At 41.2% G+C, this 20,909-nt stretch carries 18 protein-coding genes and 1 riboswitch; of the genes, 3 read left to right on the forward strand and 15 right to left on the reverse strand.

Features of this window, described 5'->3' with window-relative positions:
• The first annotated feature begins 59 nt into the window (after window positions 1-59).
• Complete coding sequence (locus BLQ05_RS08735; RefSeq protein WP_023575928.1) at window positions 60-2,966, forward strand: sensor histidine kinase; 2,907 nt, start codon at window positions 60-62, stop codon at window positions 2,964-2,966.
• 55 nt (window positions 2,967-3,021) lie between these two features.
• Window positions 3,022-3,768 carry a LytR/AlgR family response regulator transcription factor gene (locus tag BLQ05_RS08740; RefSeq protein WP_023575929.1) on the forward strand — a complete coding sequence of 249 codons (747 nt, stop codon included), beginning with the start codon at window positions 3,022-3,024 and terminating at the stop codon, window positions 3,766-3,768.
• Here the strand turns inward: BLQ05_RS08740 and BLQ05_RS08745 are convergent, their stop codons facing one another.
• The 8 genes from BLQ05_RS08745 to BLQ05_RS08780 form a co-directional block, all read right to left on the reverse strand.
• Window positions 3,769-4,995: a 3-phosphoshikimate 1-carboxyvinyltransferase gene (locus BLQ05_RS08745; RefSeq protein WP_023575930.1), complete on the reverse strand. Its 1,227-nt coding sequence runs from the start codon at window positions 4,993-4,995 to the stop codon at window positions 3,769-3,771. It lies immediately after the preceding gene.
• 2 nt (window positions 4,996-4,997) lie between these two features.
• The gene (locus BLQ05_RS08750; RefSeq protein WP_035654233.1) at window positions 4,998-5,324 is read right to left on the reverse strand and encodes a nucleotide pyrophosphohydrolase; all 327 of its coding nucleotides are present in this window, start codon (window positions 5,322-5,324) and stop codon (window positions 4,998-5,000) included.
• The gene (dtd, locus tag BLQ05_RS08755) at window positions 5,324-5,776 is read right to left on the reverse strand and encodes a D-aminoacyl-tRNA deacylase (RefSeq protein WP_023575932.1); all 453 of its coding nucleotides are present in this window, start codon (window positions 5,774-5,776) and stop codon (window positions 5,324-5,326) included. Before dtd ends, BLQ05_RS08750 begins: the two co-directional genes overlap by 1 nt.
• Before the next feature lie 12 nt (window positions 5,777-5,788).
• On the reverse strand, window positions 5,789-6,769 hold the full coding sequence (rsgA, locus tag BLQ05_RS08760; RefSeq protein ID WP_023575933.1) for a ribosome small subunit-dependent GTPase A: 981 nt from the start codon (window positions 6,767-6,769) through the stop codon (window positions 5,789-5,791).
• Window positions 6,770-6,854: 85 nt separating this feature from the next.
• Window positions 6,855-7,934: a bifunctional 3-deoxy-7-phosphoheptulonate synthase/chorismate mutase type II gene (locus tag BLQ05_RS08765; RefSeq protein ID WP_023575934.1), complete on the reverse strand. Its 1,080-nt coding sequence runs from the start codon at window positions 7,932-7,934 to the stop codon at window positions 6,855-6,857.
• Window positions 7,935-7,970: 36 nt separating this feature from the next.
• Window positions 7,971-8,792 (reverse strand): prephenate dehydratase, encoded by an 822-nt coding sequence (locus tag BLQ05_RS08770; RefSeq protein ID WP_023575935.1) that lies wholly within the window; start codon window positions 8,790-8,792, stop codon window positions 7,971-7,973.
• A 231-nt stretch (window positions 8,793-9,023) separates the two neighbouring features.
• Complete coding sequence (locus BLQ05_RS08775) at window positions 9,024-10,331, reverse strand: ABC1 kinase family protein (protein ID WP_023575936.1); 1,308 nt, start codon at window positions 10,329-10,331, stop codon at window positions 9,024-9,026.
• 1 nt (window position 10,332) lies between these two features.
• The gene (locus BLQ05_RS08780) at window positions 10,333-11,013 is read right to left on the reverse strand and encodes a TetR family transcriptional regulator C-terminal domain-containing protein (protein ID WP_023575937.1); all 681 of its coding nucleotides are present in this window, start codon (window positions 11,011-11,013) and stop codon (window positions 10,333-10,335) included.
• A gap of 118 nt (window positions 11,014-11,131) precedes the next feature.
• On the opposite strand from BLQ05_RS08780, the gene gldA reads away from it, so the two are divergent.
• A complete protein-coding gene (gene gldA, locus BLQ05_RS08785) occupies window positions 11,132-12,031 on the forward strand; it encodes a gliding motility-associated ABC transporter ATP-binding subunit GldA (protein ID WP_023575938.1) in 900 nt (299 codons plus the stop codon).
• 93 nt (window positions 12,032-12,124) lie between these two features.
• Here the strand turns inward: gldA and BLQ05_RS08790 are convergent, their stop codons facing one another.
• The 7 genes from BLQ05_RS08790 to BLQ05_RS08820 all read right to left on the reverse strand — a co-directional run bounded on the left by BLQ05_RS08790 (window position 12,125) and on the right by BLQ05_RS08820 (window position 20,834).
• Window positions 12,125-12,865 carry a head GIN domain-containing protein gene (locus BLQ05_RS08790; protein WP_051365737.1) on the reverse strand — a complete coding sequence of 247 codons (741 nt, stop codon included), beginning with the start codon at window positions 12,863-12,865 and terminating at the stop codon, window positions 12,125-12,127.
• Window positions 12,862-13,953, reverse strand: a complete 1,092-nt coding sequence (locus BLQ05_RS08795; RefSeq protein ID WP_023575940.1) for an acyloxyacyl hydrolase — start codon at window positions 13,951-13,953, stop codon at window positions 12,862-12,864. The genes BLQ05_RS08790 and BLQ05_RS08795 overlap by 4 nt, the downstream gene beginning before the upstream one ends.
• Before the next feature lie 105 nt (window positions 13,954-14,058).
• Window positions 14,059-14,493 carry a hypothetical protein gene (locus BLQ05_RS08800; protein ID WP_023575941.1) on the reverse strand — a complete coding sequence of 145 codons (435 nt, stop codon included), beginning with the start codon at window positions 14,491-14,493 and terminating at the stop codon, window positions 14,059-14,061.
• Between the two features lie 126 nt (window positions 14,494-14,619).
• Window positions 14,620-15,576: a methylenetetrahydrofolate reductase [NAD(P)H] gene (metF, locus tag BLQ05_RS08805; RefSeq protein WP_023575942.1), complete on the reverse strand. Its 957-nt coding sequence runs from the start codon at window positions 15,574-15,576 to the stop codon at window positions 14,620-14,622.
• A gap of 1 nt (window position 15,577) precedes the next feature.
• Complete coding sequence (gene metH, locus BLQ05_RS08810) at window positions 15,578-18,256, reverse strand: methionine synthase (RefSeq protein ID WP_035654234.1); 2,679 nt, start codon at window positions 18,254-18,256, stop codon at window positions 15,578-15,580.
• Complete coding sequence (locus BLQ05_RS08815; RefSeq protein WP_023575944.1) at window positions 18,256-19,242, reverse strand: homocysteine S-methyltransferase family protein; 987 nt, start codon at window positions 19,240-19,242, stop codon at window positions 18,256-18,258. Before BLQ05_RS08815 ends, metH begins: the two co-directional genes overlap by 1 nt.
• Window positions 19,243-19,417: 175 nt before the next feature.
• Window positions 19,418-19,522, reverse strand: a riboswitch (SAM riboswitch).
• 139 nt (window positions 19,523-19,661) lie between these two features.
• Entirely contained in the window at window positions 19,662-20,834 is a 1,173-nt protein-coding gene (locus BLQ05_RS08820) for a trans-sulfuration enzyme family protein (protein ID WP_023575945.1), read from the reverse strand.
• Window positions 20,835-20,909 lie beyond the last annotated feature (75 nt).

The following is a 20,909-nucleotide window of genomic DNA, read 5'->3' on the forward strand; positions in this document are numbered from 1 at the left end:
CATAACTTCCTTATTTTTACAATTCCAATGCAGGTTTCACAAACTCATTCGTAAAATGGATGCGTAATTTTATACATTTGTTAAAAACGTATTCCCTTTTGAAACAACTCATTACGATATTCCTTTTATGCATTCTCGAATCGGCTTTCGGTCAGAATCCGTATTATCATACAATCAACAAATCGTCGGGGTTGCCTTCCAACAGTGTATACGATATTTTTCAGGACAGCAAAGGGTTCATGTGGTTTGCCACCGGAAAAGGCTTATGTCGTTATGACGGAAATATGGTAAAAACAGTATCCGAAGATTTTCAAACCTCAAAATCCGGCTCCTGCATTTCGGAGGATGCTTACGGAAGAATCTGGTATGAAAATTTCGACGGGTATTTGTATTATGTGGAAAACGGAAAGTTACACGCCTTACAGCAACCTGTCTCCATGGGGTTTTATAAATACGGTATCCTTAAAAACAAATTATTCGTTATCCAGTCCAAAAGTCTTATTATCTATGACCTTAAAACCCTGAAAATCATAAAAACGATTCCGCTGGGGTTCAAAACCTTAAAATTCACTTGCAGTGACGGCTCTTACTTTTATGCTTTCGCCGAAGAAATGCATTCCTTTGATGAAAACGGAAACAAAACCACCATTCCGCTACCTGAAAATTTTGAAGAAGAAATCGGCACACCTATCATACAAAACACTTCGGAAGGATTGTTTATCGCTTCCAAATACTCAAATAACTATTACTTCTATCAAAACGGAACGTTTTTAAAGAATCGGTTCCCCTTTTCGACAGAATTCATTCAAAATGTGGCCTCAACCGAAAAAAACGACTGGCTGTGTACCACCAAAGGTGTTATTCGGCTGGATCGTGTTACCAATACTTCCAAAACGTATTTTAACGATAGTAACGTTTCCAGTGTTTTCATGGATAAGCAGAAAAATCATTGGGTCTCCACAATAAATAATGGTGTCTATTTCATTGAAAACTTTGATACAAAATTATACGAAATGACCCCGAGGCCCATCGTTTTGGCGCATTCGGAAACCGATCTGTTCATTGGTACCGATAAGGATGCGCTGTATAAAATGGAATTGGGGAACAATAAAATCAGTTCACCATACAAGGGCAACAGCAATCATAGCGTGTACCAACTGACTTATGACAAATCCAACGAACAGTTGTTTTTTACTTCTTCAAAATTTAAAACCTTTAAAAGAGAAGTCCGATTCGAAATTGCCTTTGCCGTAAAAGACATCGCTCCCATTGATTCCAAATATTACAGTTATGCGGCCAGCGGCATATCGGGGATTTTTGCAGCGAATAAAACCCAAACCAGCGAGTGGGATTCTCTTTTTGAGAAAAACAAAACGGAATTCGAACCGAATTTCAACCAAGCCTACCTGGTTCCAAATGCTAACGGAAAATCCACTGCCTACAATCCGGCAAACAAAACCATTTATTATGCTACCAACAACGGATTAATGGCCTGTTCGCTAAAAGCAACCAAAGAAATCAAATACCAAAACCAAACGATTCATCTTACCCGTATAAAATGCTTCCGCAACAATCTGTACGGGGTTTCGAATAACGAAAAAGTGTATGTGATTACTTCATCAAACCAGATCACACTGTTTCAATTACCTAAAGCCATGGAAGGGGAAAAAATTGAGAAAATCGATTTGGAGAAACAGTACCTCTATCTGTACGCCGCAAACGCTATCTATGAAATCGATTTGGTATCCGAGCAATTTCAAAAAATCCTAACGCTAACTCCGGATATCGACATTAGCGACATTTCACTGATTGACAATAAATTCTATTTTGCCTCCTCAAAAGGGATTATTGTAAAGGAACGGAAGAAAAACAAAGCCTCGATACAACCCAAATTAATCATCGACGAAATTCTGATCAATGATATGGCGATTGCTTCCGGGAACATTCCCGAATTGCGGCATAACGAAAACAATATCAAAATAAACTTCTCGGCTTTATCCTATATCCCAAATGAAAAACACGAGTTCTTTTACAAGATCAACAATGGCAATTGGAATAAGTTAGACCACAACACCCGAAGCTTAATTTTATCGGCACTGTCACCCGATGTGTATACCGTACATTTAAAAATCGGAGAAGAGGACAATAGCCCTGTTCAAAAAATCAAATTCACCATAAAAAACCCTATTTGGCTGAATCCCATTGTAATATCGGTTCTTGGCTTAGGTCTGTTGCTATTGCTTCATGCTTATTACAAATGGCAGATTCTGAAAATTGAAAAAAGAAATGCGCTTCTTTTGGAAAAGGTCAATCTGGAAAAAAACCTCAACCAGTCGAAATTAAAAGCGATTAAATCCCAAATGAATCCGCATTTTTTCTACAATGCACTTAACACCCTTCAATCCTATATTCTATCCAACGATAAAAAACAGGCGGTAAGCTATTTGTCGAAATTTTCGAGTCTGACCCGAACCATTTTGGAGATGACTGAAAAAGAAACCCTTTCCGTTTCAGAAGAAGCGAAAACACTCGGATTGTATCTCGACATTGAGAAAGCAAGGTTTGATGACGATTTCAGTTACGACATTAAAATCGGAACCACTGTGGATGCCGATAATATCAAAATCCCAACCATGTTACTGCAGCCCTATGTGGAAAACGCCGTAAAACACGGATTACTGCACAAAAAAGGAAAAAAACACCTTCAGATACGTTTTGAAAAAGAAGACGATGTTTTAAAAATATCAATAGACGATAACGGTATCGGAAGGCAAAAAAGCGAAGAACTTAACGCCATAAAAAACAAAAAACACCACTCTTTTGCCACGGAAGCGATGCAAAACCGGGTAACTTTGTTAAATCAGTTCAACCGTAAAAACATTACCATACAATACACCGATAAAGCCAATACGAACAACGAACCCACAGGCACTCTTGTGGTATTCGAAATTCCAATAACGTATTAAAAATGAATCGCTAATAAATAACATAGACAACTAGGACTAAATAAATTTTAAACATATGAAAGCAATACTAATCGACGACGAAAAAAGAGCCCGTGTAACCCTATCCTTACTGCTGGCCGACTATTGTCCCAATATAACGTTGGTTGCCGAATGTGAGAATTTATCCGAAGGTGTCAAAGCCATCCGAAAACACCAACCCGATTTGGTTTTGCTCGACATCGAAATGCCCGGGCACAGCGGTTTGGAATTGCTCGATTTTTTTGATGAAAACGAAGTGCATTTTTCCATTATCTTCACAACGGCCTATAATCAGTATGCCATTCAGGCGTTTAAATTTTCGGCGATAGACTATTTGCTGAAGCCTATCGTTCCCGAAGAACTGGCCGATGCGGTCAAACGATTGGAAAAACAAAAACACAAGCTGGAAAACTACAAAGTCCTCAAGGAAAACATGCAGCAGGACAACCTGACCAAAATTGCGGTTCCTTCCGGAAACAGTCTGATTTTTTTAGACATTGCCAAAATATTGTATATCAAAGGAGAAGGTTCCTATTCGGAAGTGTTTTGCAGTAACGGCATCAAACGGATGGTAAGCCGAAACCTGAAAAACTTCGAAGACATTCTGTGTTCCGACAACCGGTTTCTGCGGGTTCACAAATCGTATGTGGTTAATTTTGATCATGTGGTCGCCTTCAACAAATCGGATGGTGGCAGTCTGGAATTGGAAAACAACATCCATATCCCCGTTTCATCAGACAAAGCACAACTGATTTTGGACAACGTACAGATTGTGAAACGCTAACTAAACCCTCGCCATCCGAAAACCGATATCCTCTAAATCCTTCCAGAAATCAGGATACGATTTGGAAACGACTTCGGCCGCTTCGATAACAATGTCCGTACGCAAAGCCAAAGGCGCAAAGGCCATCGCCATTCGGTGGTCCTGATACGTTTTGATTCTGATATTTTCTTTTATTTCAGAGGAAGGTTCCAAGGTTAAGCTGTCGTTGGTTACCGAAACGTTTGCCCCTAATTTGCCCAACTCGTTTTTCAAGGCTTCCAGACGGTCGGTTTCTTTGATTTTCAGCGTATGCAGTCCGGTTAAACGGCATCCGATTCCCAATCCGAAGCAGGTTACTGCGATGGTTTGGGCAATATCCGGTGACGCGTTCAGATGGCAGGTTATTACTTGGAGTTCACAAACGGTTTTCTTTAAAACGATGGAATTGCCAACAAAAGTAGTGGTTACTCCGAAGTTTTTATAAATTTCTGCCAAAGCACTATCACCTTGCAGACTGTTTTCCCTGTAGCTGGACAAGGTAATTTCGGTACCGATATCGGACAAAGCGACAATCGAATAAAAATAGGAAGCGGAAGACCAATCGGATTCGACAATTATTGGTTTCGCTTCGGCAACGACTTCGGCATGAGCCACTGTAATGGTATTGCCAACAAAAGAAGTTTTTACCCCAATCCCGTCCAACAACGCCAACGTCATTTTGATATAAGGAACGGACGTGATTTCCCCTTCCAAGGTGAGTTCCAAACCGTTTTCCAGTTTTGGAGCGATTAGCAATAAAGCCGAAATATACTGGCTGCTTACATCGGCCTTCAAGGTAACTTTATGCTTGGTGATTTTCTTTCCGGTGATTCGCAAGGGTGGAAAACCTTCATTTTCAGCATAAGTAATATCCGCATCCAATTGTCGTAAAGCTTCCACCAGAATTGTAATCGGGCGTTCTTTCATTCGGGAAGAACCCGTCAGAATAACAACTTTCCCTTCCTGAATGGCATAAAAAGCGGTGAGAAAACGCATGGCGGTTCCTGCATGATGAATATCCTTTATCTCATCATTACTTTGCAACGCTTTCGTCATTACTTCAGAATCATCGGAATTGGAACTGTTTTCCAAAATAATATTCGGATACAGTGCCTGCAAAAGCAACAGGCGATTCGTCTCCGACTTGGAACCGGAAATACAGATTGCAGATTGCGGATTGCAGATTGATGACTTAAGAAGTAAGTTCAAAACTATTTTAGTTTTTCGTTGTTTTGATGACGGTCGTGATCGCGTTTGGTTTTCAGATCCAGTTTCTTGTCGAAAGCGGCCTGCAAATCCACACCGGTTTGATTGGCCAGACACAGTACCACAAACACCACATCGGCCAATTCTTCGCCAAGGTCTTTGTTTTTATCGCTTTCTTTTTCGGATTGTTCTCCGTAACGACGCGCTATGATTCGGGCTACTTCACCTACTTCTTCGGTAAGTTGCGCCATATTGGTCAATTCGTTAAAATAACGGACTCCGTGATTTTTGATCCAGTTGTCCACTTCCTGTTGGGCGTTTTTTAGGTTCATTATTCCTTATTTTTTGTATCAATTACTATCGTTACCGGTCCGTCGTTTATCAATGCCACTTTCATGTCGGCACCAAACTGTCCGGTTTGTACTTTTTTACCCAATTCGACTTCCATTTGTTTTACAAAACTTTCATATAACGGAATGGCAACTTCGGGTTTTGCCGCTTTGATGTAAGACGGGCGATTGCCTTTTTTGGTTAAGGCGTGCAATGTAAACTGACTTACCACTATCATTTCGCCGTCAATGTCTTTTAGGGAAAGATTCATCACATCATTATCGTCTCCGAAAATACGAAGGTTGGCAATTTTTGAAGTCAGCCAATTACTATCTTCCTGATTGTCGGCATCTTCAATTCCAATAAGCACCAGTAATCCTTTTGGGATAGCGGCTACTGTATTTCCTTCTATAGTTACCGATGCTTCGGAAACTCTTTGTAGTACGGCTTTCAAATCAATTACAAATTACGATTGTCTGGTTTTGTCACTGGCTTCGCGGTCGTCTCCGTAAATATCGGAACGGTAATGTTCGTCATCGCCTTCTAAAATCTGGATATAACTTTTATAGCGGGACCAGGCAATTTCATCTTTTTCCAAGGCGTCTTTTACGGCGCAATGCGGTTCTTCTTTGTGCAGGCAATTGTTGAATTTGCATTGGTCTTTCAACGCGAAAAACTCCGGAAAATAATTCCCGATTTCCTGCTTTTCCATGTCGACGATTCCGAAACCGCGAATCCCGGGTGTGTCAATAATTTGTGCGCCAAACGACAAATCGAACATTTCCGCAAAAGTGGTGGTATGTTGTCCTTGCTGGTGTTGCTCGGAAATTTTTTTGGTTTTCAGGTTTAGTGTAGGCTCCAAGGCATTTACCAATGTGGATTTTCCCACACCGGAATGTCCGGAAAACATCGAAACCTTTCCTTTCATCATGGCTTTCAGTTCCTCAATCCCTTTTCCTTCTGTGGAAGAAACACGCAGGCATTTGTAACCGATATTGGAATAAATGTATTGCAGGTATAGCTGTTCGTCCAAAGTCGCTTCGTCGAAGGTATCAATCTTATTGAAAACCAAAACGGCTTCAATTCCATAGGCTTCGGCAGTTACCAAAAAACGGTCTATGAAACTGGTAGTGGTTGGCGGGTTGTTAATCGTAACCAACAGAAAAACCACATCGATATTCGACGCGATAATGTGCATCTGATGCGACAGGTTAACCGATTTCCGAACGATATAATTCTTTCTTTCGTGGATATTTGTGATGGTACCGGTGGTTACATCGGTGGTTTCCTCCAATTCATAGTCAACAATATCGCCCACAGCAATAGGATTGGTACTCTTGATGCCCTTCATTCGGAATTTACCCTTGATACGGCATTCTAAAAACGAATTGTCTTCGGTTTTTACGGTGTACCAGCTCCCTGTGGATTTATAAACGGTTCCTGTCATATTTAATTACGAATTGTGAATTCCAAATTACGCACTGCAAAATTACAACTATTCTCGTTGATAATCCGTAATTTGAAATTCGTAATTATCGCATTACTTTCTCCTGATGCGAAATACTTTCCTGGTGAATGGCTTTGAATAATTTCAGAATAAACTCTTCACTCAATCCTTTCTCTTCGCCTTCCAACACCATTTTGCCCAAAATTTCATGCCAACGGCTGCTTTGTAAAATGGAAACGTTCTTCTCCTTTTTCAATGCTCCGATTTTCTCGGCAATTTTCATACGTTTCCCTAAAATTTCCAATAATTTGACATCGGCATCGTCAATTTGTGCACGCAATTTTGTCATTCGTATATTGAAATCATCCGCTTCATCCGTTGCTTTTCGCACGCGTAAGTCAACGAAAATGCGTTTTAAAGCATCCGGCGTAACTTGCTGTGCGGCATCGCTCCAGGCATTGTCCGGATCGATATGGGTTTCGACGATTAAACCATCATAATTTAAATCCAGGGCTTGTTGGGAAACCTCAAGAATCATATCGCGTTTTCCGGTAATATGGGACGGATCGCAAATTAGGGGCAAATCCGGGAAACGGTTCTGCAAATCAATGGCTATCTGCCATTCGGGGTTGTTACGGTATTTCGATTTTTCATACGTCGAAAAACCACGGTGAATTACGCCTAACTTCTTAATTCCGGCATTGTACAAGCGTTCCAATCCGCCCAACCATAACGACAAATCGGGGTTTACGGGATTTTTCAGCAAGACAATCTTGTCGGTATTCTGCAAGGCATCGGCTATTTCCTGAACCGCAAACGGATTTACGGTAGTACGGGCACCAATCCACAACACATCAATATCGTGTTCTAATGCTAATTTCACATGTGCCGCATTAGCTACTTCCACCGCCATTAATAAACCGGTTTCGGCTTTGGCTTTCTGCAGCCATTTCAGACCGATTTCGCCTACGCCTTCAAATCCGCCCGGACGCGTTCTGGGTTTCCAGATTCCGGCACGAAAAACACTCACATCGGAACCTTGCAGTTCGTGTGCGATTTTCAACACCTGTTCTTCGGTTTCGGCACTGCAGGGTCCTGCAATTACTAAGGGATGTGACAATTTGAAATCATCCAACCAGGTTCTCAGTTCTTTTTTATTTTCCATACTATTTATGCTGCTGTAAAATTAATTCATTCCTTTTTATCCTTGCTGATATTCTCCTAAAACTTTAAAATGCGTCGTCATAATTTCCATGAGCTTTTTGGCTTTTTCGAAGTGTTTGTATTTGTCAAAAATGACATCCACGAAAAAAGAGTACTTGAACGGGGTTTCAATTACCGGTATCGACTGGATTTTCGTGAGATTCAGTTTGCAGTTGTTCAACACATTCAGTACCGTAGCCAAAGAACCCGGCGTGTCATCCAACTCGAAACGGATGGATGCCTTATTGACTATCTCTTTGTTTACTGACGCTTCATTTGCGTTCAGAATCACAAATCGGGTCTTGTTGCTTTTTACGGTGTGCACACCCTCCGCTAAAATGGTAAGCTTGTAAATCTCTGCAGCGGCAGGCCCTGCCAAAGCACCTATTCCTTTTAATTGCTGCTCCTGAATCCGTTTTGCGGTGATGGCCGTATCCGAACTTTCCACGAGTTTAATATGCGGATACTGGTTAAAAAAATTGGCACACTGCAACAACGCAATCGGGTGGGAATGCACTTCTTTGATGTCTTCAATCGTTTGTTCGGGTAATGCCATGAGATTCATGTGGATGTTCAGGAAAAACTCTCCCGTAATCTGCAAATCGCTGTTGTCGATTAGGGTGTAATTCGGTAAAATCGAACCTGCAATCGAATTTTCCAAAGCCATTACCGCTTTATGGGAAGTGGCGTCAAGCACACTCGCAATCACCTCACGAAAGGAAACGCATTCTTCCAACACTACATTTTCCCCAAAATAGGATTGCGCCACCTGATGATGATACGACCCTCTAATTCCCTGAATTGCTATTCTTTCTTTCATTGTAATCAAAAAAAAAATCCCGATGTTGCCATCGGGATTGTCTGTTTATATTTTCAGTTAGTTTTTACACCAATCAAATAACCCTACGACAATCCCGCTCTCCTTTCCAGAAAAAATAAAAAGAATTGTTGCTGTAAAACGTGTTATTTGTATTCATTGCTTTAATGCGCTGTTTGAAAGACAAACTTAGTAAAAAAATGTTTCGGAGGTGTCTTTTTTCGAAATTTAAGTTTATTTCATGTATTTTTCAAAATCGTTAATTCGGATAGTGGCTTTCAGATCGAACATCAGATTGTACAAGCCGAAAAACGTTCGGTTCACGTAAATAAAATGCTTGGAACCCCGGTTACCGTTCATTTTTCGCAGGACTTTGTCATTGGCGAATTTATCACTCAACTCGGCAATCTCATTGGAAAACGTCGGGTCCGAAAAATCGAAGGTTTCTTTGTGAATCGGTTTTGTAAATACGGTTAGCAATTCATGAAACATCTGTGTGAAAAACTTGATTTCTGTAGGGCTGTCCGTCGGTTTCAGAATTTCCAATTCGTATAATTTCTTCGTAAACAAGTCCGGATTATTCAATACTTCCGGTGAGGAAACCTCAAAATACGGTTTGTAAAAAGACTCCGGAATCTGTTTCATGCAACCGAAATCAATCGCAATAAGATTACCTTCTTTGTCCACCAAAAAGTTGCCCGGATGCGGATCGGCGTGGAATTTCTTTAACTGATGAATCTGAAACATGTAAAAATTCCAAAGCGTCTGTCCTACTTTTTCCCTTTTTTCCTGAGCCGTTTCCTGATTGCAGAATTCGGAAAGATGAATCCCGTGCATCCAATCCATGGTAATGATCCTGTCGGAAGACAATTCCGGATAATAGGATGGAAACTTCAGATTTTCGATGTGCTCGCATTCTTTTCGGGTGACTTCACTTTGTTGCAGTTCCAACTTATAATCGGTTTCTTCCGTTAATTTATCTTCGACTTCCTTAAAATAGTCATCGGAGGTGCCCTGCAAATTGAACATGCGCACCGCAATGGGTTTCACCAGCGCGATATCGGTACTGATGCTTTCGCGAATGCCGGGGTACTGAATTTTCACCGCCAATTCTTTACCGTCTTTTTTGGCTTTATGAACCTGTCCGATGCTCGCAGCATTGATGGAATTAGGCGAAAACTCATCAAACAATTGTTCGGGGTAGGCGTTAAAATAATTTTTAAACGTTTTTCGAACCAAGGGTGCCGACAAAGGCGGAACCGAAAATTGCGACAAGGAAAACTTATCCACGTACGATTGTGGCAGTAAATTCTTTTCCATACTCAACATTTGCGCCACTTTTAACGCACTTCCTTTCAGTTCTTTCAAGCCATCGTAAATATCTGCGGCATTGTCTTCATGGAGTTTGTCTTTGGTCAGATTGGGGTTTACGGCTTTTTCCCCGTAATATTTCAGGTAATTCCCTCCGACTTTTACACCGGTGGTTACTAACTTCGCTACACGTTCCATTTTATTAGTGGGGATGCGGTCTATTTTTTTCATTTTATTTATTGGATGTAAAGGCATCACCCATTTTTTCTTTCCAGATGAATTTCCCGAAGTCGATGATGCTTTCTACCGGAACATTGTACACCATATCAAAAGCTGCTTTGACCGATTTTTCAATATAAATGTCGGTTTTTTCGAAATTTGGAGAAGTGTCTTTCAGCCAAAAACCTATGATTGACAGGAATTGAATCCAGGCTCCTTCGGCAACCAGTTTGTTCTGAAGCGATTTGATTTTCTCGTTGTCCAATTTTAAAGGTGCATCCAAAACGGTTTTCACATAGTTTAGGAAATCCAAACGCAATTGTTTCAGTTTGAGAATGTTCTTCAATGGTAGGGTTCCGTCTTCCAAAAGGTATTTCACAAAACTTCGGTTTGCCGTCGCCATTTCGAAAAAGGTAAAATAGAAGCTGGTCAGTTTTTGTGCGGGGTCGTATTCCAAATACTCCTTATTTTCGGCCAACAATTCAAGCGTGTAATGAAACATCTTGGAGAAATACTCCGATTCCAGACTTTCAAACGAAGAAAAATGTTTGTAAAAATCGGTTTCCTCGAAAGCATTTTGTTTTGAGAATTCATATACCGAACTTGGTTTTTTGCCGTTAGTCATACAGAAATCGGTGTACCATGTAACTATTTGCTCGTCAGTAATGTTCTTCTTTTTTCTTTGCGTTGCCATAATAACTTTTTTGTCTAACAAATTTAAACAAAGGCTAAACATAAAAATACTTATTTAACTTAAAATTATCGAATAGGATTTAGCGGTTATTTACTATTTTTGCTTCAAATCACGAATTATGTCAATTGAAGTTCAGAATATTTCCAAAAATTACGGCGAGCAGAAGGCGCTGGATGCTGTTTCCTTTTCGGTAAAAAAAGGAGAAATCGTAGGTTTTTTGGGTCCGAATGGAGCCGGAAAATCCACTTTGATGAAAATTCTGACCACCTATATCACTGCTGATTCCGGTGAAGCTTCCGTGAACGGATACAATGTATCCGGTGCTCCGAAAGACGTACAGAAATCGGTAGGTTATTTACCGGAACACAACCCGTTGTATCTGGATTTGTACGTTCGTGAATACCTTTCCTTTAATGCCGATGTATACAAAGTAGCCAAATCGCGCATTAATGAAGTGATTGCCTTAACGGGATTAACACCGGAAAGCCATAAGAAAATAGGCGAATTATCCAAAGGATACCGTCAGCGTGTGGGATTGGCGACGGCGCTACTTCACAATCCGGACGTATTGATTTTGGACGAACCTACTACCGGATTGGATCCGAACCAATTGGTGGAAATCCGCGATTTGATTCGTAACATCGGAAAAGACAAAACCGTATTCCTTTCCACACACATCATGCAGGAAGTGGAAGCGATTTGCGACCGCGTAATTATCATCAACAACGGAAAAATCGTTACCGATAAAAAACTGGACAATTTGGTTTCCGATATCCAGGAACAGGTTATAGAAGTGGAATTTGACAAGGAAATTTCTGCCGATTTACTGGCCACCATTCCGAATATCAAATCGTACCAAAACATTCAGAACACGATTTGGACCCTGACTTTTGAAACCAATGACGACATGCGTCCGACCGTTTTTGACTTTGCACAGAATAACGGTTTCAGAACTCTGCAACTGGCATTGAAAAACAAAAATCTGGAGCAGATATTCCGCGAAAAAACAAAAAAATAGTTTCGGAACACAGAGGAAACTGTTACAGGCAATTCGGATTTTTACCGGTTTTCAGTAAAGGAAAAAACTTTTGCGCCCATTGCGGTTAAAAGTTTATTGATAAATAACGTGCCCGGTATAATGTTCTGTAACATTAACTATTGGTGGCTGACTCAGTAAAATCACATTCCCGTTGCTGTAGATATTTCCCTCTATTTTATTGGAAGGCTTCAAAATCATGTCATTGGAACTGCGTTGAAAAATAAACACGTCCTGAACCGTCAGATTACCGCCCTCAAATCGGGAATCACCCGCATAAAAAGAAACGTTCAAAGAATTCGTTGTTCCCTTGATTCTGAAAATGGTCGTGTTATTGTTTTCCACCACTAAATTCAGGCAATTGACATTCAGATCAAAAATATTCGATGCCGTTTTACCGAACAACCCCTGTTGCAGGTTCAGATATGGAAAATTCAATATACCTTCCGAAACCACATCGTATTGTGAAGACGAATAAATCTTGACAATATCCGGAGCGGTTACGGTGACTTTTGCCGGTATGGTGGTTCCCAAACTGCATTGCAGATTATTTTTGACATACAGAACACCGTCAACAACTTCCGTTGTAACCTCATCGATTATATTTTCACCGGTTTCCACTTTTACTTCTGCCGTAGTTCCCTGTTTCACAACCAGATTGACACCTTCTCCAATGTTAATCTGATTGAACACGGCAACCGCATCAACACGTATGATGGACGCACCCGGTTCCCGATAGCATCCCGGAATAATTTCGGATTCACAGGAAACCAAAAGCAACATAACCGCTAAACATGAAACTAATTTTGTTCTCATAATCGTACGCCTAAACCAAATTCAATAGCTTCTGCACGGGAAACGTGTGTTTTCAAACTCACGCCTGCCGAAACATTTTTTGTTATATAATATTTTGCTCCCAATCGCTGGTACAATGCTCCGAATTTATCGGAAGGATCGTAAACATAATAGCCCATTTGGGTATCGATTGCTAATTTATTGATAAATAATTCATGTCCGGCAAAAACACCAATTCTTCTGTAATCGGCCGTACCGTCATAATTGTTTTCGAAATAGGCAATGGATTGATATCGGATAAATTCTTTCATATACATCATCCAGAAAACATCCGTTCCCAGCTGAATCGCGCTTTTACGATTAATTCGTTTGTCTACATAGGCCGAAGCCACATAAAAAGGATACTGACCACTGTTCACCACATCGCTTTCATTGACACCGCTTCGGAAAACCAAATTATAGCGAATCGGTTCGGTCAATTTCTCTTTGGGATGGGTAATATAATGAAGGGAATCGTTGGTTTCGATATCATAATTCACCCCAATATTGAAAGCAATCGTATTTGTGCTGGTATTCGGCGCTTTGAGATTGGCATTGGAATGGTGAACAAAATTGATTCCGGTTTGTACTCCAAAACCTTTCCAGATATTGGGTTTGTGGTAATTCAGCATGAAATAAGTTGACGGCATGTACCGGGCGCCGTAAGCCAAATTACGGTAATTCGTTTCCCTGTCATACGGATTGGTATTATACGTTACCCCTTGTGCCACACGCAATTGCAGCCTTCTGTTCAGGAAATAAAAATTATAATGGGCATATAGTCCGTACAAATCACCCAACTCGGGGTTTTTATTATTTTGGTATTGGAAGGAGAGTCCATAATCCGGATAATTATACCAGGCCTCCCATTTTTTACTGCCGAATGTTTTTCGGTTAAAGCCGATTATTGCTCCTTCGGGATGTCCTTTTATCAAATGGAGTATGTTGGTATGATGTGGTAAAATACTTCCGTAAAAGTAATTCACATCCACCGAGTATTGTTTCATTTCTTTTTCCTGCGCAAAGATTGCAACCGAAAAAAACAGTAAAATGTAGGTTAGTAATCGCATTTTGGGTTTTGAAAATCAGGCAAATATAAAAGAATATTTTATTTGAAGTCCAATAAAAAACCCGATTTGCATCACAAATCGGGTTATACTATTTTTCCGGATAAATTATCTTGACAGTGCGGCATATTCTTTTCTTACTTCGTTACCGATTTTTAAAGTATACACCCTACGTAAATTATCATAATCCATTTGAATTGAACTCCATGCCGTTGCAGTAAAATCTTTATTCAAAATCTGATTGTTCTGAACATCTTCCTGCGTTGCGCCATAATTACGAATTGCGACTTTAAGGAATTTAACCGCACTTTTTTCATTGCCGTCTTTCGCAAAACAATCGGCAATTTCGAAACAGATTTTTCTAGCTACCTCAACATCATCTTCCTGAACTTTAAGGGTTTTTATAAAAAGCTTTACCGCTTCCTGATAATTCGCCTCCTTTTTTAATTTGACAGCAAGATTAAAAGTTTCAATATCTTCATTGGCAAATACATTTGCAGAAGTAAAAACGAACAAAACGATTAGTAGTAATATTTTTTTCATAACAGTAGCATTTGGGGTAAACAATACTTGAACTCTTCATAAAAATACTAATTATATTTGTAATATAAAATATTTTATGTTAAAATTTTAAATATTATTATTTCTCAAATCCTAAACGCAAGAAAATCAGAACACTTCGCCGGCAATCGCTTTAATGTTTTCCGATTTTCCCATCGAATAATAATGCAAGACCGGAATTCCGGCTTTCAACAATTCCTTACTTTGATTGATACACCATTCGATTCCGATTTGTGCCACCGCTTCATTATCTTTTGCCTTTACGACAGCCATAATCAAATCATCCGGCAAATCCACTTTAAAGCGATGCGGAATCAGATTCAACTGTTTTTTGGTGGAAATCGGTTTCAGTCCCGGAATAATCGGCACGGTGATTCCGGCAGCACGGCATTTGTCCACAAATTCAAAAAATTTCTGATTGTCGAAAAACATCTGGGTGATGATATAATCGGCGCCGTTTTTAATTTTCTTTTTCAGAAAGTGGATATCGCTGTCGATACTGGGCGCTTCCATGTGCTTTTCGGGATAACCCGCGACTCCGATACAGAAATTGGTTTTGTTGGTGTTTTGTAAATCGGCATCCAGATAAATTCCGTTATTCAGATTGCTGATTTGCGTTACCAGTTCCGAGGCATAATGGTTTCCTTCTTTTTCGGGCTTGAAATAGATTTCGCTTTTCACCGCATCCCCACGAAGTGCCACTACATTATCGATTCCGAGGAAATCCATGTCAATCAGAAAGTTTTCGGTATCTTCTTTGGTAAAACCGCCACACAAAATATGCGGAATGGCATCCACCTGATATTTATTCTGAATCGCCGAACAGATACCTACGGTGCCCGGGCGTTTTTTTACGATTTTCTTTTCCAGCAATCCGCTTGACAATTCCTTGAACTCGTATTCCTCACGATGATACGTAACATCAATGAATGGCGGTTTGAATTCCATTAACGGTTCAATGTTGTCAAAAATGCATTGGATGTTTTGCCCTTTCAACGGCGGTAAAATTTCAAAGGAGAATAGGGATTTTCCGTTGGCGTTTTCTATATGTTGCGTTACTTTCATTTTAATCTGCTATGTTTGGGTTTAGCCATTTTTCGGCATATTCATACGTACAATTTCTTCTTTTGGCATAATCGCGGACCTGATCTTCCTTTATCTTTCCGAGTCCGAAATACTTACTTTCCGGATGTCCGAAATAATACCCGGAAACCGAAGACGCCGGCCACATCGCCATACTCTCGGTTAAGGTCACGCCGATGTTTTCTTCCACGTTTAACAATTTCCAGATAGTTGGTTTTTCCAAATGATCGGGACAAGCCGGATATCCGGGAGCCGGACGAATTCCTTTGTATTTTTCGGAAATCAGTTCGTCGTTGCTCAGTACCTCATCATTGGCATAGCCCCAAATTTCCTTCCGGATTTTCTCGTGTAAATATTCGGCGAAAGCCTCTGCAAATCGGTCACCTAATGCTTTTACCATAATCGAACTGTAATCGTCGTTGCTTTCTTCAAAGGCTTTGGCTTTTTCCTCCACTCCAAAACCGGTTGTTACGCAGAAAGCGCCCATATAGTCTTTTTTTCCAACCTCTTTTGGGGAAATGAAATCCGACAAAGCAATATTGGGCGCACCCGCGGTTTTTTGCGATTGCTGACGCAGGGTTAAAAACGTTTCCAATACGTTTCCGTTTTCGTCATACAATTCGATATCGTCATCATTTACCTGATTTGCTGGGAAAATGCCGTAAATTCCTTTGGCTGTTAGCCAGTTTTCTTCCAACAGCTGCTGCAGCATTTTTTGGGCATCCTCGAACAAAATCGTCGCCTGTTCGCCAACTACCTTATCGGTTAGTATCGCCGGATATTTTCCGAACAATTGCCAAGATTGAAAAAACGGCGTCCAGTCGATGTACGGAACCAATTCTTTAAGATTCACTTCAATCGTTTTTACACCAATGAAGTTTGGCTTTTTGGCTTCAAATACCTCCCAATCCAATGCCAATTTATTAGCTCTTGCTTTTTCAATCGTATGATAACTTTTATCGCGTTGACGGTTTAAAAACGTTTCGCGGAAGGTTTCGTATTCCGACCGAATGGTACTTGCGTAAAGTTTTTTATCCTTGTTTAATAAATTTCCGGCTACGGTTACCGCTCGGGAAGCATCGTTTACATGCACCACGGTTTCACTATATTCCGGAGCAATTTTTACTGCCGTATGCGCTCTGGATGTGGTAGCCCCTCCAATCATGATTGGAATCTTGATGTTCCGCTTGTCCATTTCTTTGGCCAGATACACCATTTCGTCCAACGATGGCGTAATCAAGCCGCTCAAACCGATGATGTCTACGTTTTCTTTAATCGCCGTTTCAATGATTTTTTCCGGAGGCACCATCACGCCCAAGTCTATAATTTCGTAATTGTTGCAGGCCAAAACCACCGACACAATATTTTTACCGATATCGTGTACATCACCTTTCACGGTTGCCATCAGTACTTTACCGGCATTTGATGATTTTCCGTCTTTTTCCGCTTCAATATAAGGTAACAGATACGCTACCGCTTTTTTCATCACACGGGCGGATTTTACCACTTGCGGCAAGAACATTTTACCGCTTCCGAACAAATCCCCTACCACATTCATCCCGGCCATCAGATTGATTTCAATGACTTCGATAGGTCTTGCCGCTTGTTGCCTCGCTTCTTCAACATCGGATTCAATGAACTCGTCGATTCCTTTTACCAAAGCATGTGTGATTCTATCCTGAACCGAACCACTTCGCCATTCCTGTACCTGCTTTTCGTTGACTTTCACATCGCCTTTGAAGCTTTCAGCTAAATCCAGCAGTCTTTCGGTGGCATCCTCGCGTCGGTCGAGCAATACATCCTCCACATGTTTCAGTAAATTCTTATCTATTTCATCATAGACTTCCAGCATTTCCGGATTTACGATTCCCATCGACATGCCATGTTGAATCGCATGGTACAAAAACGCCGAATGCATCGCTTCCCTTACTTTATCATTGCCTCTAAACGAGAACGACACATTGCTCACGCCTCCGCTCACGTTCGTATACGGAAGGTTTTCACGAATCCATTTGGTGGCTAAGAAGAAATCGAGTGCATTGCGACGGTGTTCTTCCATGCCGGTGGCTACTGGAAAAATGTTCGGGTCGAAAATGATGTCTTCGGCAGGAAAGCCTACTTTATCCACTAAAATATCATAGGAACGCTTGCAGATTTCGATGCGGCGTTCGTAATTATCGGCCTGACCGACTTCGTCAAAAGCCATCACAATTACAGCCGCGCCATAGCGCTTTACCAATTTGGCATGATGGATAAACGTTTCCTCGCCTTCTTTTAAGCTGATGGAATTCACTACGCATTTTCCTTGTGCGACTTTCAGTCCGGCTTCAATGATTTCCCATTTGGAACTGTCAATCATTACCGGCACTCGGGAAATATCGGGTTCGGAAGCGATCAGATTCAGGAATTTGGTCATGGCATACACGCCGTCCAGCATGCCTTCATCCATGTTGATGTCGATGATCTGCGCGCCGCCTTCCACTTGGGCACGGGCGATATCCAGCGCTTCTTCGTAGTTTTCTTCTTTGATTAAACGCAAAAACTTTCGCGAACCGGTTACGTTTGTACGTTCCCCTACGTTCACGAAATTCGTTTCGGGCGTAACGATTAAAGGTTCTAATCCTGATAGTTTTAAATATCTTTTACAGTCTGTGTCCGTCATTATGCTTCCTCCAGTATTCTTGGTTTGTAATTCGCGGCTACTTCAGCAATTAGTCTGATGTGTTCCGGTGTCGTACCGCAACAGCCACCGATGATGTTGATTAAATTATCGTCTAAATAGTCCTTGATTAACGCCTGCATTTCTTCCGCTGTCTGGTCGTATTGTCCGAACGCGTTAGGCAATCCGGCATTGGGATGCGCTGAAATATTGAACGAGGTATTGTGCGCCAAACGTTTCAAATACGGTTTCAGCTGATCGGCTCCTAAGGCGCAATTGAATCCGACGCTCAGCAACGGAATGTGTGATATCGAAATTAAAAACGCTTCCACGGTTTGCCCGGACAACGTTCTACCCGAAGCATCGGTAATCGTACCCGAAACCATAATCGGAATATCGATGTTACGTTCTTCCTTTACTTCCTCGATGGCGAATAAGGCCGCTTTGGCATTTAACGTATCAAAGATGGTTTCCACCAACAACAAATCACAACCGCCATCGATTAGCGCTTCTACCTGTTCTTTGTAGGCAATTCGCAATTCGTCAAACGTTACGGCGCGGAATCCCGGGTCGTTCACATCGGGGGACATGGAGGCTGTTCGGTTGGTTGGACCTATGGAACCGGCTACAAATCTTGGTCTGTCGGTGAATTCATCAGCCACTTCTCTGGCAATTTTTGCCGATTGGTAGTTTAATTCATAGACGATATCTTCCAGATGGTAATCGGCCATTCCGATGGTGGTTCCGGAAAAAGTATTGGTTTCGACAATATCCGCTCCGGCTGCAAAATAGGCGCGGTGCACTTCTTTCACGGCTTCGGGTTGGGTTAACGACAACAAATCGTTGTTTCCTTTTAACGGATGCGGAAAATCCTTGAAACGCTCGCCCCGAAAATCTTCTTCTTCAAATTTGTAGCGTTGCAGCATTGTTCCCATCGCTCCGTCGAGGATCAGGATTCGGTTTTTTATTGCTTCGTGTATTTTTGACATATCTTTATTATTTCACGGAGTTTCACAAAGAAACCCAGAGATTCACAAAATTCATTTACTAGCCCCGATATTAATTGGGAGCAAAAACGCGCATCCCGATAGCTATCGGGACATTCGCTCAAAAAAAAATAAAAAGTTATCCGGAAATACAGAGAGAATATCTAAAAAATATTCTTTGTTATCTATACCGTCCAAAGACGAGTTAGAATGTAGCACCTTTCCTTGATGGAGGTTGCTAAGCTTTCATTGGGTCTATTCCCTCCAGCTTTCGTGATAACGATTCAGTGTGTGTATGAACGTTGCAAATGTAAACATAAAATTCACATTTGGAAATATTTTCTAAATTATTCATTATTTGCACTTCTAAACAGATTTACATTCCTTAAATGTTTTTATTTATAGATTTTTATTCCAAAAACCTACCCCAAAGCCTGTTGCAAATCATTGATTACATCCTGAACGGTTTCCAAGCCTACGGAAACGCGCACCAGTCCGTCCGTGATGCTTACCGCCAGACGTTCTTCTTCCGATAGTTTGCTGTGTGTGGTGGAGGCCGGATGCGTAACAATCGTTCGTGTATCGCCTAAATTGGCCGAAAGCGAGCAAAGTTGAATCTTATCCAAGAACTTTCTCCCGGATTCGATACCGCCTTTAATTTCAAACGCCACGATGTTTCCGCCCAAACGCATTTGTTTTTTGGCGATTTCATATTGCGGATGTGATTTTAAAAACGGGTATTTTACGGTATTCACATTCGGATGATTCTCCAGAAATTCGGCTACTTTTAACGCATTTTCACAGTGTTTTTCCACGCGAACCGGCAGGGTTTCCAAACTTTTGGATAATACCCATGCATTGAACGGCGACAAGGCTGGACCGGTGTTTCTTGAAAACAGATAAATTTCACGAATCAAATCTTCGCGACCCACCGTGATTCCACCCAAAACCCTTCCTTGTCCGTCGATTAGTTTCGTGGCGGAATGCACTACCAAATCGGCACCAAAAGCAATCGGATTCTGAAGGTACGGTGTGGCGAAGCAGTTGTCGACAATTAAAATCAGGTTGTGTTTTTTGGCAATTTGCCCCAACAGTTCCAAATCAATGATATCAACCGCCGGATTCGTAGGCGATTCCGCAAAAAGGATTTTAGTATTGGGTTGTATAAAATCCTCAATCGTTTCCGGCTTGTTGATATCGAAATAACTTGTGGTGATGTTCCACTTCGGAAAATATTTGGTAAACAAGGTATGTGTCGACCCGAAAACACTTCCCACCGATACGATATGGTTGCCCGATTCCAGCAACGCCGCGAAAGTGGAATAGACAGCCGCCATTCCCGTAGCAAAGGCATAACCGGCTTCGGCACCTTCCATCTTGCAGATTTTTTCCACCAACTCCGAGGTGTTCGGATTGGTGAAACGACTGTAAATGTTGCGCTGTTTTTCTTCCGTGAACGATGCTCGCATGTCTTCGGCATCGTCAAAAACGAAACTGGAGGTTAAATAAAGCGGAACGGAATGCTCCAGATATTGGGAACGCTCGGTTTGGGTGCGGATGGCTTGGGTTTCGAAGCCGAATTGGGAATTGCTCATTTTTTTTTTATTTTTTTGAAACATATAAGTCATATAAGGATATGCAAGACCGTAAAACTCATATGGCTTATTATG

The organism is Flavobacterium saliperosum (assembly GCF_900100625.1).
Classification (GTDB): domain Bacteria; phylum Bacteroidota; class Bacteroidia; order Flavobacteriales; family Flavobacteriaceae; genus Flavobacterium; species Flavobacterium saliperosum.